The sequence below is a fragment of the Hymenobacter sp. DG01 genome (assembly GCF_006352025.1).
Classification (GTDB): Bacteria; Bacteroidota; Bacteroidia; order Cytophagales; family Hymenobacteraceae; genus Hymenobacter.
In genome coordinates this window covers 856,336-872,811 of record NZ_CP040936.1, presented here as the reverse complement: position 1 = coordinate 872,811, position 16,476 = coordinate 856,336, and the positions used below count along the sequence as shown (strand labels likewise).

The window sequence follows — 16,476 nt, the reverse complement described above, 5'->3', positions numbered from 1 at the left end:
CTACTACTTCCTATCATGCTTGCACCCCTACTCTCCACTCGCGTGCGCTACCTGCTGCGGCTGAGCGCGCTGCTGCTACTGCTGGCCGGGGCCCGGCCCCAGGCCTACGCCCTGCAGGGCCTGACCGGCGTGCACGATCCTTCCACCATTGTGAAGGAAGGCAACAAATACTGGATTTTTGCCACCGGCCAGGGCATCTATAGCATGTACTCCACGGACTTGGTGAACTGGACACCGGGGCCCCGGGCTGTGTTCGTCAATAACGCCTACCCGGCCTGGATCAATACCAAAGTGCCGGGCTTTACGGGCAACTTCTGGGCGCCCGAGTGTATTTACATGAACGGCAAGTATTACCTGTACTACTCCTGCTCCACGTTCGGCTCCAAAGTATCAGCTATGGGGGTAGCCACCAACGTGACCCTGGACCCCACCAGCCCCAACTACAAGTGGGAAGACCAGGGCGAGGTGGTTTCTTCCAACGCCGGCAGTAGCGCCAACGCCATTGACCCGGCCGTGTTTCGGGACACCAACAACGACGTATGGTTTACCTACGGATCATTTTTCGGCGGCATCCGGACGCTGCAACTGAACCCAACCACCGGCAAGCCCCTCAGCGGGGCTTCTACCCAGCAGATTACGGTAGCCAACGGCAACGTAGAGGCAGCCTACTTAACCAAGCGCGGCAGCTTTTACTATCTGTTTATCAACCGAGGCAGCTGCTGCAACGGCATCAACAGCACCTACCATATTCTGGTGGGCCGCTCGGCTTCCCCAAGTGGGCCGTTTATGGATCAAGATGGGGTTGATTTGAACACCGGGGGCGGTACCCTGGTGCTGGGCAGCGGTGGCCGCTACATCGGGCCGGGCCACGCGGGCATTTTTGAGGAAGGCGGCGTGAGCTATTTCTCCCACCACTATTATGATGGCGACGACAACGGCGCCCCTAAGCTGGGCCTGGCCAAGTTGACGTGGACGGCTGCCGGTTGGCCCTCCGTGACCCGCGACTGGGTAGCGGCCGGCCGCTATGAAATAAAAAGCAGCAACAGTAACCTGGTGTGGGATGCCTGGGGCTGCACGGGCGTATCGGGCCAGATGATTGCCCAGGGCACTCCCGCCGGCCTGGACTGCCAGCGCTGGGATTTTGTGCCCTTGGGCGACGGTGAATACAAAATTACCAACGCTCTGGGCGGCCTGGCCGCCGACGTAGCGGGCTGCTCGCCGGATGCCGGGGCCAAGCTTCAACTGTTTGCCTACAGCGGCGCACCCTGCCAGCGCTTCCGCATCGACCGCACCGCCGATGGCTCGCTGGTGCTGGCTTCGGCCAATGGCAACCGGGTAGTGGAAGTACCCAACGCCTCACAGGTTGCCGGGCAGCAGCTGGGCCTCTGGGACTACAACGGCTGCGCCTGCCAGCATTGGACCCTGACCCCGGCCGCGAGTGGACCGCTGGCAGCCTCTGCGGCGGCCCGGCTGCAGGGGGTGCGCGTTTATCCCGTGCCGGCTTCCTCGGAAGGGTTTACCATTGACTTTGGCTCCCAGCTGACCCCGCAGGCTACCTATGTGGAGGTTGTAAATCAGGCGGGGGCCGTAGTGTACCGCCGCGAGTTTATCAAGCCGCTTCCTACCCTGCGCGTGAATGCCAACCTGCGGCCGGGCCTGTATCTGGTGCAGGTGCGCCGGGCTGATGGGTCCTTTACCCAAAAGCTTTCGGTGCTCTAGATCAAGAGAAGGAGATATTGACGTTTTTAAGTCAACAAGGGTGCAACGGGGCCTACAAAACAACACAAACGATTGTGCATATCAGAAAGGATTTTCTACTTTACATGGCTATAAGCGCTTGGTGTTTTGAAGATGGAGTCAGGTGGGCTAAGCGTTTGCTCCACAAGCCTCTTTCCTTCAGACAGATATCCTGATTCCTGCATTACACAATCCATTAACTACCCCAATCGTACACGGCTGAAGCCGCCTTCTTGCCTCTCTTCACTCTACGCCTTTCTCTTCCTTTCTATGACAAAATTTAACCGCGCTGCCTTGGTAACGACCAGTGTGGCAGGTCTGCTGACTTTTGCCGGCTGCCAGCCATCTGCTTCCACGGAGCAGACCGCCACCGGCTCTGCTGCCACCGCTGATACTACCCTGGCCTCCGCCGCCAATCCGGCCGCGCCTACCACCGCTTCCTTCGGCAAAACCCAGGACGGCGCCGAGGTGCAGCTTTATACCCTCACCAACGCCCACGGCCTGAAGGTGAGCATCACCAACTACGGCGGCACCATCACGAGCCTGCTGGTGCCCGACAAAAGCGGCAAGCCAGGCGACGTGGTGCTGGGCTTCGACAACGTGAGCGGCTACCAGAGTTCGGAATTTCTGAAGTCGGGGCCCTACTTCGGGGCCCTGATCGGGCGGTACGGCAACCGCATCAAGGGCGGCAAGTTCACCCTGGATGGCAAGGAGTACACGCTGGCCAAAAACAACGGCGAAAACACCCTGCACGGCGGTAAAAAAGGTTTCGACAAGGTAGTGTGGCAGGCCCAGCCCGGCACTTCCGCCGAGGGCCAGACCCTCACGCTCACCTACCTCAGCAAAGACGGCGAAGAGGGCTACCCTGGCAACCTCAACGTAACGGTGGTGTACACGCTAACCGCTGACGACGCCCTGAAAATCAGCTACTCGGCCACCACCGACAAGGCTACCCCCGTCAACCTCACCAACCATGCCTACTTCAACCTGGGCCTGGGCCAGACCAAGGATGTGCTGGGCCACGAGGTAACCATTGCCGCCGACCGCTACAACGTGGTAGATGCCGGCCTCATCCCGACCGGCGAGCTGCGCCCCGTGAAAGGCACACCGTTTGATTTTACTACTCCCCATACCATTGGCGAGCGGATTGGGCAGGTGCCCGGCGGCTACGACCACAACTGGATTCTCAACCAGGCCAGCGGCCTGCACACGGCTGCCACGGTGTATGAGCCCACCACCGGCCGCACCATGACGGTGCAAACCACCGAGCCCGGCCTGCAATTCTACACCGGCAACTTCCTCGATGGCACCCTGAAGGGTAAAGGCGGCACCGTGTACGGCAAGCACGCGGGCTTCTGCATGGAAACCCAGCACTTCCCCGACTCGCCCAACCAGCCCAAGTTTCCGAGCACCATCCTGAAGCCGGGCCAAACGCTGCAATCCACGACCATCTACACGTTTGGCGTTAAAAAGTGAGGAGGTAATGGGGTGAATCGTAATGAGGTGATGAAGACACCAGATTATACCTAAAGATCTGCGTGATAGGTTGCTTCGGTTGACTTATTACTCTCTATTCTTCATTACCTCATTACGGTTCACCTCATCACCCATCACCTTACCTCATTCCAGTTTACCTCATCACCCCATTACCTTTCCCCGTGGAAAACCCTACCTCCCCCGAAGCCTACGTCATCGGCATCGACTATGGCACCGATTCGGTGCGGGCCGTGCTGGTGAATGCCCATACCGGCCAGGAAATAGCCCAGGCCGTGCATCCCTACGCCCGCTGGAAAGAGCAGCGCTACTGCAACGCCACCAAAAACCAGTTCCGCCAGCACCCCCTCGACCATATTGAGGGCCTGGAAGCTACCGTGCGCCGGGTGGCCCAGCACGTACCCGCCGCCCAGATTCTGGGGCTGGCCGTGGATACCACGGGTTCCACGCCTGGCCCAGTGGACGAGCACGGGGTAGCCTTGGCCCTCAAGCCCGGCTTCGAGGACAACCCGAACGCCATGTTCGTGCTGTGGAAGGACCACACGGCCCTGCCCGAAGCTGCCGAAATCAACCAGAAGGCCCGCACCTGGGGCGGCCCCGACTACACTCAGTTTGAGGGTGGCATCTATTCCTCGGAGTGGTTCTGGGCCAAGATAACCCACGTTGTGCGCGAGGACGAGGCCGTGGCCCAGGCCGCCTACTCCTGGATGGAGCACTGCGACTGGCTGACCCTGCTGCTGACCGGCGGCGAGCTGAACACCTTTAAGCGCAGCCGTTGCGCCGCCGGCCACAAAGCCATGTGGCACGAGAGCTGGGGCGGCCTACCCTCCGAAGAGTTCCTAACCCTGCTCGAGCCCAAACTGGCGGGCCTACGCGAGCGGCTGTTCGAGGAAACCTACACCGCCGATGAAGTGGCTGGTCACCTCTCCGAAGAATGGGCCCAGCGCCTGGGCCTGACCACCAACACGGTGGTAGCTGTGGGCTCGTTCGATGCCCACGCCGGCGCCGTGGCGGGCGAAATCGAGGCCTATTCGATGGTGAAAGTAATGGGCACTTCTACCTGCGACATTGTGGTAGCGCCTATGGATGAGGTAGGCGGCAAGCTGGTACCCGGCATCTGCGGGCAGGTAGATGGCTCCGTTATTCCCGGCATGTTGGGCCTGGAAGCCGGGCAGTCGGCCGTGGGCGACCTGCTGGCCTGGTTCCGCGGGGTAATCGAGTGGCCCCTGCGCACCCTCCTACCCCAGTCCGCAGCCTTAACCCCGGAGCAGCAAGCCGCCCTGCGCGAGGAGCTGAGCGACAAGATGATGGCCGAGCTGAACAAGGCCGCCGAGGCCGTGAATCCCGATGAATCGCAGGTGCTGGCCCTGGACTGGGTGAACGGCCGCCGCACGCCCGACGCCAACCAGGCCCTGAAAGGCGCCCTCATGAACCTGACTATGGGCACCTCCGCCCCCCAGATTTTCCGGGCCTTGGTCGAGTCCATCTGCTACGGCTCCAGGCAAATTGTGGAGCGCTTCGAGCAGGAAGGCATTCCGATTAAGCAGGTAATTGGCTTGGGCGGGGTAGCGAAGAAGTCGGGCTTTATGATGCAGACCCTGGCCGACGTGCTTAACCGCCCCATCAAGGTGGCCGAATCGGACCAGGCGCCGGCCCTGGGCTCGGCTATGTACGCGGCCGTAGCCGCCGGCATCCACCCCGATGTGGTATCGGCCCAGAAGGCTATGGGCAATGGCTTCGCCGAAACCTACTCGCCCAACCCCGCCCGCGTAGCCGACTACCAGCGCCGCTACGAGCAGTACCAGGCCTTCGGGCACTATGTAGAACAAGCTACCCAGCTGCAGGCTGGCGAAGTCGCCGAAACCGAGCTGGTTGATCAAGCATGAGCCAATATCAAGAGTTAAAGCAGGCCTGCTACGAGGCCAACATGCAGCTGCCCCAACTGGGGCTGGTGCTTTTCACCTTCGGCAACGCCAGCGTAGTGGACCGCGAAAACCGCGTGTTTGCCATCAAGCCCAGCGGCGTGCCCTACGCTACCCTCCGGCCCGAAGACATTGTCATCGTGAGCTTTGCCAATGAAATAGTAGAAGGCACCAAGCGTCCGTCGTCGGATACGAAAACCCACGCGGTGCTCTACAGTCATTGGGAGCATATTGGGGGCATCGTGCACACGCACTCCACCTACGCCACGGCCTGGGCTCAAGCTCAGCTCGACATTCCGATTCTGGGCACCACCCACGCCGACCACCTCACCGCCGACATTCCCTGCGCCCCGCCCATGAGCGACGACATGATTGCCGGCGACTACGAGCACCAGACCGGCTGGCAGATCATCAACGAGTTTCAGCGCCGGGGCCTCTCGCCCGAGGAAGTGGAAATGGTACTCCTGAGCAACCACGCCCCCTTCACCTGGGGTAAAACGGTAGAAAAAGCCGTGTATCACAGCGCCGTGCTGGAAGAAGTAGCCCGCATGGCTTACCTCAGCTGCACCCTCCGCCCCGACGTGCCCCGCCTCAAGGAAGCCCTTATCCAGAAGCACTACGAGCGCAAGCACGGCCTGCACTCCTACTACGGCCAGTCTTGATCCAGTTAACTGGTAAAACAGCGAAATCTTGGCACTTGCGGCCTTTATCCTTCTTCTCAACCGACCAAAAGCTATCAGCTGACAGCCAATAGCTAACAGCTTAAAAACATGATTGACATCTCCCAATACGAAGCTTGGTTTATCACCGGCAGCCAGCACCTCTACGGCCCCGAAACCCTGGAGCAGGTAGCCCAGCACTCCCAGCAGATTGCCGAAGCCCTCGGCTCCGCCCTACCCATCAAAATCGTGTATAAGCCTGTGCTGACGGGCCCCGACGAGATTTACCAGCTGGTGCAGGAAGCCAACACCACCAAGAACTGCGTGGGCCTGATTGCCTGGATGCACACCTTCTCGCCGGCCAAAATGTGGATCAACGGCCTGAAGATTCTGCAGAAACCCCTGGCCCACCTGCACACCCAGTTCAACCGCGACATTCCGTGGCAGGACATTGACATGGACTTCATGAACACCAACCAATCGGCGCACGGCGACCGGGAGTTTGGCTTTATTGGGGCCCGTCTGAAGTTGAAGCGCAAGGTAGTGGTAGGCCACTGGCAGAGCGCCGATGTGCATGAGCGCCTCAGCATCTGGGCCCGCGCCGCTTCGGCCTGGGCCGACTGGCAGGGCGCCCGCATCGTGCGCTTCGGCGACAACATGCGCTACGTGGCTGTAACGGAAGGCGACAAAGTAGAAGCCGAGCTGAAATTTGGCTACTCCGTGAACACCTACGGCATCGGCGACCTGGTAGCGGTTATCAATCAGGTAAGCGACGACCAGGTAAACGAGCTGCTGGCGACGTACGAGCAGGAATACGAGCTGGGCGCTGACCTCAAAGAAGGCGGCGAGCAGCGCGACTCTCTGCGCGAGGCGGCCCGCATTGAAGTGGGCATGCGCCAGTTTCTGCAGGACACCAAGGCTATTGGCTTCACCGATACCTTCGAGGATTTGCACGGCATGGCCCAGCTGCCCGGCATTGCTACCCAGCGCCTGATGGCCGAGGGCTACGGCTTCGGGGGTGAGGGCGACTGGAAAACCTCGGCCCTGGTGCGCGCCATGAAGGTGATGGGCGCCGGCCTGCCCGGTGGCAATTCCTTCATGGAAGACTACACCTACCACTTCCAGCCCGGCAACGAGCAGGTGCTTGGGTCCCACATGCTGGAAATCTGCCCCAGCATTGCTGAGGGCAAGCCCAAGGTGGAAGTACACCCCCTGGGCATCGGCGGCAAGGCCGATCCGGCCCGCCTCGTGTTCAACTGCCCTGCTGGCCCGGCCCTGAACGCCACCATCGTGGACCTGGGTCACCGGTTCCGGCTGGTAGTAAACGAGGTAGAGGCCGTAGCCCCGGAGCAGGATCTGCCCAAGCTGCCCGTGGCCCGCGTGCTCTGGAAAGTGAAGCCCAGCCTGAACGTAGGAGCCGCCGCCTGGATTTACGCCGGCGGAGCGCACCACACCGGCTACAGCCAGAATTTAACGGCTGAGTATCTGGAGGATTTTGCCGAAATGGCCGGCATCGAGTACGTCATCATCGATGAGGAAACTAAGCTGCGTACCTTTAAAAATGAGCTTCGTTACAACGAAGTGGCTTTTAACGGACGATAATTTCACTACTTTTCTGAAATCTTCATTCGCATCCGCACCTTAAAGCCCTACTGTTTCCTCCCCAATGAACCAACTCGCTACGATTGATTACATCGTTTTCTTTGTCTATTTCACCATAGTTGCCGGGTACGGCATCTGGATTTACCGTCGGAAAACTGGTCACGACGGTACCATGGAGGGGGATTCTAAAGATTACTTTCTGGCTGAAGGCTCCCTGACGTGGTGGGCCATCGGCTCCTCGCTCATCGCCTCCAACATCTCCGCCGAGCAATTCGTGGGTATGTCGGGCTCCGGCTTTAAGATGGGCCTGGCCATTGCCACCTACGAGTGGATGGCCGCTCTCACGCTCATTATTGTGGCCGTGTTCTTCATTCCGGTGTATCTGAAGAACAAGATCTTCACGATGCCGCAGTTCCTGAGCCAGCGCTACAACGGCACCGTAGCCATGATTATGGCCATTTTCTGGCTGGCCCTCTATGTGGTGGTAAACCTGACCTCCATTCTCTACCTCGGCGCCATTGCCGTAAGCAGCATTTCGGGCCTGAACCTGACCTTCTGCATGTACGCGCTGGCGGCTTTTGCCATCATCATCACCCTGGGTGGCATGAAGGTTATCGGCTTCACCGACGTAATTCAGGTGTTCTTCCTGATTCTGGGTGGCTTGGCTACCACCTACCTGGCCCTGAACCTGGTAGCTGAGCACTACGGTCAGTCGGGCGTGCTGGCAGGCTTCTCGCAGATGACCTCGCAGGCCAACGACCACTTCCACATGATTCTGAAGCAGGAAAATCCTAACTACAGCGCCCTTCCCGGCCTGACGGTGTTGCTCGGTGGTATGTGGATTGTGAACCTGAACTACTGGGGCTGCAACCAGTACATCACCCAGCGCGCCCTTGGTGCCGACCTGCCCACGGCGCGTAACGGTCTGTTGTTCGCCGCTTTCCTGAAACTGCTGATGCCGGTTATCGTGGTACTGCCCGGTATTGCCGCCTACGTGCTCTACAAGGAAAACGTGTTTGGCTCGGAGATGATGCAGAATGGGGAGTTGAACCCCGACCGCGCCTACCCCGTGCTGCTGAACATTCTGCCGGTAGGTCTGAAAGGCCTGTCTTTCGCTGCGCTTACGGCGGCTGTGGTAGCCTCGCTGGCCGGTAAGGCCAACTCCATTGCCACTATCTTCACCCTCGACGTGTACCAGAAGGTATTCAACCGCGAGGCTTCGGAAAAGCAACTGGTATCGGTGGGTAAGATTACCGTGGTAGTAGCCATGCTGCTGGGCGTGCTGATTGCCCCACACTTGGGCATCGATAAGAAGGGTGGCTTCGAATTCATTCAGGAGTACACGGGCTTCGTGTCGCCCGGCATTTTCGCCATGTTCATTCTGGGCTTCTTCTGGAAGCGCACCACTTCTTCGGCGGCCCTGTTTGCCACCATCGGCGGCTTCATCCTGTCGGTTATTCTGAAAGCACTGCCCAACCTCACCGACCTATCGGGCCTGGCTTCTATCGGTTTTGCCGTGCCGAATGCTGAGGGCGTTTACGAAATTCCCTTCCTCGACCGCATGGGTATCGTGTTCGTGCTCTGCGTGCTGGTAATGGTGCTGATTAGCGTAATCGAAACCAGCCGCGGCGTAAAAACCAAAGGTCTGGAAGTGGACGCCAGCATGTTCCGCCCTCACCGCAGCTTTGCCATCGGCTCTATCGTAGTCATTGCCCTCATCACGGCGCTTTATACGATTTACTGGTAGGCCAGATAACTTTTGCTGACTGGCCTTACCTAAGGCCATTAAAACAGAAGGGCGGTATTAGTACCGCCCTTCTGTTTTAATGACAACACAATCGTTTGTGTGATCTTTACTATATTGAGGAGTGCTTAAATAGCTGCGGACAGCAGCTGTGAAGTGTCTTGGCTCCGAAAACCAACTTCCTCCCTACCCCCTTCCTTTCCATGAACCGTCTTCTTCCCCTCTTAGCCTTTACCGGACTGACTGCTACCGTGGGGCTCTCACAATCAGTTAAGAAGTCAGACTACCCTATTCAGGCAGTTTCCTTTACCAAGGTGAAGCTAGCAGATAATTTCTGGTTGCCTCGCCTCAAAACTAATACCGACGTGACCATTCCGGCCTCGTTTCAGCGTTGCGAGGCCACCAACCGGGTCAAGAACTTTGAAATGGCCGCAGCCAAGTCGGGCAAGTTTGCCACCATCTTTCCCTTCGACGACACGGACATTTACAAGACCCTTGAAGGCGCTTCGTACTCACTCAAGCTCTACCCCGATGAGAAGCTGGATGAGTACATGGACGCCCTGATTAAAAAGGTGGCTGCCGCCCAGGAGCCCGATGGCTACCTCTACACGGCCCGGACCATCGACCCGGCTCACCCCCACAATTGGGCGGGTCCAGAGCGCTGGGTGAAAGAGCGGGAGCTTAGCCACGAGCTCTATAACTCGGGCCACCTCTACGAAGCGGCCGTGGCGCACTATGAGGCCACCGGCAAGAAAAACCTCCTCAGCATTGCCCTGAAAAACGCCGACCTGGTGTGCTCCGTGTTTGGGCCGGGCAAGCGCGGAGTAGCCCCCGGCCACGAGATTGTGGAAATGGGCCTGGTGAAGCTTTACCGCGTAACGGGCAAGCCGGAGTACCTGAGCACGGCCAAATTCTTTCTGGAGGAGCGCGGCAAGTACCAGGGCTACGATCCCAAAAGCCCGGATGCCTGGCGCAACGGCTCCTACTGGCAGGACCATAAACCGGTGGTGGACCAGCGCGAGGCCGAAGGCCACGCCGTACGCGCCGAATACCTGTACTCCGCCATGGCCGACGTAGCGGCCCTCACCGGCGACCAGCGGATGCTGGCCGCAGTGGACAGCATCTGGCAGAACATGGTCAGCAAGAAGCTCTACGTGACGGGCGGCACCGGCGCGGTGCCCGGCGGCGAGCGGTTCGGGGGTAACTACGAGCTGCCCAACACTACGGCCTACAACGAAACCTGCGCCTCGGTGGCCAACGTGTACTGGAACCAGCGTATGTTCCAGCTCCACGGCGAGGCCAAGTACGTGGATGTCATGGAGAAAGTGCTCTATAACGGGCTCATTTCGGGGGTAGGGCTGGATGGCAAATCGTTCTTCTACTCCAACGCCATGCAGATCAAGAACAGCGCGAGCTTCCCCCAGACCGAGCCCCAGCGCGCCGGCTGGTTCGACTGCAGCTGCTGCCCCACCAACATGGCCCGCCTGATGCCCTCACTGCCCGGCTACGTGTACGCCCAGAAAGGCAACGACGTGTACGCCAACCTGTTTATCAGCGGCACTACCGATTTGAAAGTGGGCACCAAGGCTGTGCGCATTACCCAACAAAACAACTACCCCTGGCAGGGCGACCTGAAGTTTACCATCAGCCCCGCCGCCTCCACCGATTTTAACCTGTTGGTACGCCTGCCCGGCTGGGCCCGCAACGAGGCCATGCCGTCGGATTTATACCGCTTCGCTACCCCCTTTGCCGAGAAAATCAGCATCACGGTGAATGGGAAACTCGTGCAGTACACCACCCGACAGGGGTACGCCGTGCTACCCCGCAAGTGGCGCCCCGGCGACGTGGTAGAGGTGAAGCTGCCCATGGACGTGCGCCAGGTAGTAGCCAACCCGAAAGTGCAGGACAACCTGGGCCGGGTGGCCCTGCAGCGCGGCCCGGTGGTGTACTGCGCCGAGTGGAAGGATAACAACGGCAAGGCCAGTAACCTCATCGTGCCGGCCGCTACCTCTTTCACGGCCAGCTACCAGCCCGAGGTCCTCAATGGCATTATGCAGCTCACGGCCACCGTGCCCGCCGTGCAGGTAGATGCCGCCAACAACTCCATTAGCACCACGCGCCAAACCCTGACGGCCATTCCCTACTACGCCTGGGCCAACCGCGGCAAAGGCGAAATGGTGGTGTGGTTCCCTCAGCAAATCACGGATGTAGATCTGGTGTCGCGCCAGCCGAAAGAGGTAACGGTGGGCAAATAATCATTTGTTATCATTCCGAGCGTGGGGAGGAACCTGAGTAAACCCGTTGCAATGGCACACCCAGATTCCTCGCTCCGCTCGGAATGACAACAGCTAGGATACAGCCATTCTAGGGCAAAAGAGGGGGTAGGAGCAGGCGGTTCCTAACCCCGCTTTTCCTTGAAAGCCCGCTGCCTGAAATCTACCGAAACAGGGTTTGCGTTACGCTGCTGAATCCCTACCCCCTGTTTCGCCATGAATCCTCCCCCTCCCTGCATCTGGATGCAGCAAAGCGAGTTGCTCCAAAGCTTTCACGACCACGAGTGGGGCGAGCCGGTTTCTGACCCGGATATTCTGTTTGAGTATCTGGTGCTGCACACCTTTCAGCTGGGGTTCGATTTTCCAGTGGTGCTGCGGCGGCGCGAGGCGTTTCGGGAGCTGCTGGCTGGTTTCGACCCAGAACGGCTGGCACGGTTTGGGGAGGCCGAGGTAGAGGAGCTGATGCAAAACCCGCGCATCATCCGCAACCGCCGTAAGCTGGAAGCTACCATCCAAAATGCCCGCGCCTGGCTGCAGCTTCGCCGGGAGGTAGGCGGCCCCGATGGGCTCCTACCCTTCTTCTACGCCTTTGTCGGGGGCCAGCCGCTCGACACCCAACGCAGCCCCGATAACCTGCCCCCGGCTTCTACCCCGGCCAGCTTGGCCCTAAGCCAGGAACTGAAGCGGCGCGGATTTGTCATGACCGGCCCGGTGGCGTGTTATAACATTATGCAAACCGCCGGCCTCGTCAACGACCACCTCACTTCCTGCCCCCGCCACGCCGAGTGCCGGGCAATGGCCGAGGGGTAGCAACTTCAGCAGCAACCTGATAAGATCGGGGTCCTGTTCTGCTACCTCCTATTTGCTGCTGAACCCTCCGGCTGAAACGGTTCTGCTTGCCTAAGTACAGCAGGCTTTTTTCAGGGATTTATAGGATGAATTTCCTGCGCTTGTCCTTAACTTAAGTACTGAACGCCGGTTACTGACGCACACTGGCCGCAACTACAGCGGCATTGTCGGGTCTTTGTCCTACTTGGGCCACCCTTTGTTTTGCCCTTTTCAACTATGGCTATGAACTCTGAACACGATACGCCCGGCACCGGCCCCGACGAGGCCCGCCGCAGCTTCCTGAAGCAATCGTCGCTACTCACGGCTATGGCTCTGGTGCCGGGGCCGCTGGTGCAGGCCGCCGCCGCCGAGCTGGACGAGAAAGTGGCTGCCGTTTTCGAGAAAATCCCGCTCAAGCTGGAAGTGAACGGCGTTAAGCACAAGGTTTCCATTGAACCCCGCACCACGCTGCTGGACTTTCTGCGCGAAAACCTGCATCTCACGGGCACCAAAAAAGGCTGCGACTACGGCCAGTGCGGCGCCTGCACCGTGCACGTAGATGGGCAGCGCGTGAACAGTTGCCTGAGCTTTGCCGTGATGCACGAGGGCAAGAAAATCACGACCATCGAGGGCCTGGCTAACGGCGACAAGCTGCACCCCATGCAGGAGGCCTTTGTGAAGCACGACGGTTTCCAGTGCGGCTACTGCACCCCCGGCCAGATTATGTCGGCAGTGGCGTGCATCCGGGAAGGCAAGGCCGACTCGGAGGGCGAAATCCGGGAGTACATGAGCGGCAACATCTGCCGCTGCGGCGCTTATTCCAACATTGTGGCGGCCATTCAGGAGGTCAAAGGCGGCGGACAAAAAGTATAACGACCCAGTATGAATCAGTTCCAATACGTCCGCCCCACCAAGCAGCAGGCCGCCATTGACGCCGTGGCGAAAGATGCCACCGCTACCTTCATTGCCGGCGGCACCAACCTCGTCGATCTGATGAAGCGTGGGGTGATGACCCCGCAGAAGCTGGTCGATATCAACCGCCTGCCCCTCACCCGCATCGACGCCGACCCCGGCAAGCTGCGCATCGGGGCGCTGGCTCTGAACTCAACGGTAGCCGACGACAAGCAGGTGCGCGCGCGGCAGCCTCTGCTGGCCCTGGCCCTCAACGCCGGCGCCTCGGCCCAGCTGCGCAACATGGCCACCGTGGGTGGCAACATGCTCCAGCGGACCCGCTGCTCCTACTTCTACGACACAACCATGCCCTGCAACAAGCGCGAGCCGGGCACTGGTTGTGGCGCCTTAGAAGGCATCAACCGCATGCACGCCATCTTCGGGTTTTCGGATAAGTGTATTGCCGTGCACCCCTCCGACATGAGCGTGGCCTTGGTGGCCCTCGATGCTACCGTGCAGGTCAGCGGCCCGAAAGGCAACCGCAGCATCCCCTTCGCCGAGCTGCACCGCCTACCCGGCGACATGCCCCAGAAGGACACCACTCTGGAGCCAGGTGAGCTGATTACGGCCGTGGACGTACCCGATGGGCCCTTCACCAAGCATGTGCACTACCAGAAAGTGCGCGAGCGGGCCTCCTACGCCTTCGCCCTGCTTTCAGTGGCAGCAGCGCTGGACATTGATGGCAACAACAACATCAAAGCCGCCCGCTTAGCCATGGGTGGGGTAGCCCACAAGCCCTGGCGCCTCACGGCCGCCGAGCAGGCCCTAGTCGGCAAGCCCGCCACCGAAGAAAGCTTCCGGCAGGCCGCCACTATTGCCATGCAGGGAGCTAAAGCCTTCAAGCACAATGCCTACAAGCTCAAGCTGGGCCCCAATACCATCATTCAGGCGCTGAAAACCGCCGCCAGCGTAGCCTAAGCCCCGAACTCATGAACGAACAACCCAAGCCGAAAAAGCAAATCGGGGCGCCGATGAACCGGGTGGACGGCCACCAGAAAGTAACGGGCGCAGCTACCTACTCGGCCGAGTACCAACTGCCCAACATGGCTTACGCCGTGCTGGTGGGTAGCACCGTCACGAAAGGCCGCCTCACTGGCCTCGACACCAAAGCCGCCGAGCGCGCGCCGGGTGTGCTGGCCGTCATCACCCACCTCAATGCCCCGAAGCCCCAGGGCCCTAAGCCTGAGGGTAAGGACCCCTCGCAGCCCCAAACCCAGGGCAACCCCCTGCAGGTGTTCAACGACGACAAAATCCGCTTCAATGACCAGCCTATTGCTGTGGTAGTGGCTGATAGCTGGGCCCGGGCCCGCTACGCCGCCGGGCTCGTGAAGGCGCAGTATGCCAAGGAAAAGCACGAAACCAACCTGGAGGCCAACGCCGACAAAGCTTTCCTACCCACCGCCGCCAAGAAGAACCCCAAGCACCCCATGAACGACTACCAGCGCGGTCAGGTGGATGCTTACAAAACGGGTGCCGTGAAGCTGGAAGCGGAGTACGTGATTCCCACCGAGGTGCACCACCCCATGGAGCTGCAGGCCATTACGGCGCACTGGGAAGCGCCCGACCGGCTCACGCTCTACGACAAAACCCAGGGCACCATGGCTACCCGCCGCGACTTTGCCAAGCAGTGGAACCTGCCCGAGGAAAACGTAAAAGTAATTGCTACCTACGTGGGCGGGGCTTTCGGCAATGCCCTGCACAGCTGGCCCCACGAGGCAGCGGCCGTGTTGGCGGCTAAAGTGGTGAACCGGCCCGTAAAGCTGATGCTGACCCGGGAGCAGATGTTTACCATGGTGGGCTACCGGCCCTACACCTGGCAGAAGCTGGGTATGAGCGCCACTCCCGACGGCAAAATCACGGGCATCACCCATGAGAGCATCGGCCAAACTTCTACCTACGAGGAGTTTACCGAAGCCACCCTGGCCCAAACGCGCATGATGTACCAGTCGCCGAACGTGACGACGCGCTACCGCCTGGCTTCGCTGGATGTGTGCTCGCCCATCTGGATGCGCGGCCCCGGCGAGGCCACCGGCGCGTTTGCTCTGGAGTCGGCCATGGATGAAATGGCCTACCTGCTGAACATCGACCCGCTGGAGTTCCGCTTACGCAACTACACCGACGAGGACCCGGAAAAGAACAAGCCCTGGAGCACCAAGTTTCTGAAGGAATGCTACAAGCTGGGGGCTGACCGCATCGGCTGGAGCAAGCGCCAGCTCAAGCCCGGCTCCCTCCGCGACGGGGACTGGATGATTGGCTACGGCATGGGGGTAGGAACCTTCGGGGCGCACCGCGGCGCCGCCACGGTGGGCGCCCAGCTACTGGCCAATGGCACCGTGCTGCTGCAGTGCGCCACCACCGACATTGGCCCGGGCACCGGCACGGCCATGACTCAGATTGCCGCCGACACGCTGGGCATTTCGCCGGATAAAATCCGGTTTGAGCTGGGCAACTCGTCCTTCCCGAAGGCGGGCACCCAGGGCGGCTCCTCCACCGTGAACAGTGTGGGCCCGGCTACCCAGGAAGCCTGCCTGGCTCTGAAGGACAAGCTGCGCACCCTGGCCGCCGCCAGTAATCCGGCCTTCACGTCGGCCCGAAAAGAAGATGTAACCATGCAGGATGGCTACCTCACGGTGGGCGGCAACAAAGACACCCGCGTTTCCTACGCCGATGTGCTCAAGCAGGCCGGCGGTACGGCCGTAATGGTGGAAGCCAAACCCGGCGGCGAGGGCCAGAAGTACTCTATGTACTCCTTCTCGGTGCACTTTGCCGAGGTGCGCGTGCACCAGCTTACGGGCGAGGTGCGGGTGAGCAAGCTGGTTTCCTGCGCCGATGCGGGTACTATTGTAAACGAGAAAACCGCCGGTAACCAGATGAAAGGCGGCGCCGTGGGCGGCATCGGCATGGCCCTGATGGAGCACGCCCGCATGGATGACCGGTTTGGCCGCTACGTTACCAAAGACTTCGCCGACTACCACGTACCCGTGCACGCCGACTCGCCGGCTGTGGAGGTTGCTTTCGTAAACCAACCGGACCCGTACGTGAATGCCCTGGGCACGAAAGGCATCGGCGAAATTGCCATTATCGGCGTGGCCCCGGCCATTGCCAACGCCGTGTTCAACGCCACCGGCAAACGCATCCGGGAATTGCCCATTACCCCTGATAAGCTGATTTAACCAGCTCTGAGCGGCACTCTGACCAGGGTGCCGCTCTTTTTTGGACTTGTCCTGAGGGCTTTTGCCGGTTGAAAGCATGATAGGCCAGCAGAC

The 16,476-nt window shown here is 60.1% G+C and carries 11 protein-coding genes; all 11 read left to right on the top strand.

Going from position 1 to position 16,476, the window contains the following annotated elements; genetic code table 11:
- Positions 1-15: 15 nt before the first annotated feature.
- A complete protein-coding gene (locus tag FGZ14_RS03640; RefSeq protein WP_139921316.1) occupies positions 16-1,719 on the top strand; it encodes a family 43 glycosylhydrolase in 1,704 nt (567 codons plus the stop codon).
- 288 nt (positions 1,720-2,007) lie between these two features.
- Positions 2,008-3,213: an aldose epimerase family protein gene (locus tag FGZ14_RS03635; RefSeq protein ID WP_139921314.1), complete on the top strand. Its 1,206-nt coding sequence runs from the start codon at positions 2,008-2,010 to the stop codon at positions 3,211-3,213.
- Between the two features lie 182 nt (positions 3,214-3,395).
- Positions 3,396-5,117: a ribulokinase gene (locus tag FGZ14_RS03630; protein ID WP_139921312.1), complete on the top strand. Its 1,722-nt coding sequence runs from the start codon at positions 3,396-3,398 to the stop codon at positions 5,115-5,117.
- Positions 5,114-5,815 (top strand): L-ribulose-5-phosphate 4-epimerase, encoded by a 702-nt coding sequence (locus FGZ14_RS03625; RefSeq protein ID WP_139921310.1) that lies wholly within the window; start codon positions 5,114-5,116, stop codon positions 5,813-5,815. The genes FGZ14_RS03630 and FGZ14_RS03625 overlap by 4 nt, the downstream gene beginning before the upstream one ends.
- Positions 5,816-5,923: 108 nt before the next feature.
- A complete protein-coding gene (araA, locus tag FGZ14_RS03620) occupies positions 5,924-7,414 on the top strand; it encodes an L-arabinose isomerase (protein WP_139921308.1) in 1,491 nt (496 codons plus the stop codon).
- A 64-nt stretch (positions 7,415-7,478) separates the two neighbouring features.
- Positions 7,479-9,161 (top strand): sodium/sugar symporter, encoded by a 1,683-nt coding sequence (locus FGZ14_RS03615; RefSeq protein ID WP_139921306.1) that lies wholly within the window; start codon positions 7,479-7,481, stop codon positions 9,159-9,161.
- Positions 9,162-9,361: 200 nt separating this feature from the next.
- Entirely contained in the window at positions 9,362-11,413 is a 2,052-nt protein-coding gene (locus FGZ14_RS03610; protein ID WP_139921304.1) for a glycoside hydrolase family 127 protein, read from the top strand.
- A 234-nt stretch (positions 11,414-11,647) separates the two neighbouring features.
- Positions 11,648-12,241 carry a DNA-3-methyladenine glycosylase I gene (locus tag FGZ14_RS03605; protein WP_219601051.1) on the top strand — a complete coding sequence of 198 codons (594 nt, stop codon included), beginning with the start codon at positions 11,648-11,650 and terminating at the stop codon, positions 12,239-12,241.
- A 261-nt stretch (positions 12,242-12,502) separates the two neighbouring features.
- Positions 12,503-13,132, top strand: coding sequence for a (2Fe-2S)-binding protein (locus tag FGZ14_RS03600; RefSeq protein ID WP_139921302.1), 630 nt, complete (start codon positions 12,503-12,505; stop codon positions 13,130-13,132).
- Positions 13,133-13,141: 9 nt separating this feature from the next.
- The gene (locus tag FGZ14_RS03595) at positions 13,142-14,128 is read left to right on the top strand and encodes a xanthine dehydrogenase family protein subunit M (protein ID WP_139921300.1); all 987 of its coding nucleotides are present in this window, start codon (positions 13,142-13,144) and stop codon (positions 14,126-14,128) included.
- Between the two features lie 11 nt (positions 14,129-14,139).
- Entirely contained in the window at positions 14,140-16,383 is a 2,244-nt protein-coding gene (locus FGZ14_RS03590) for a xanthine dehydrogenase family protein molybdopterin-binding subunit (RefSeq protein WP_139921298.1), read from the top strand.
- Positions 16,384-16,476: the final 93 nt, after the last annotated feature.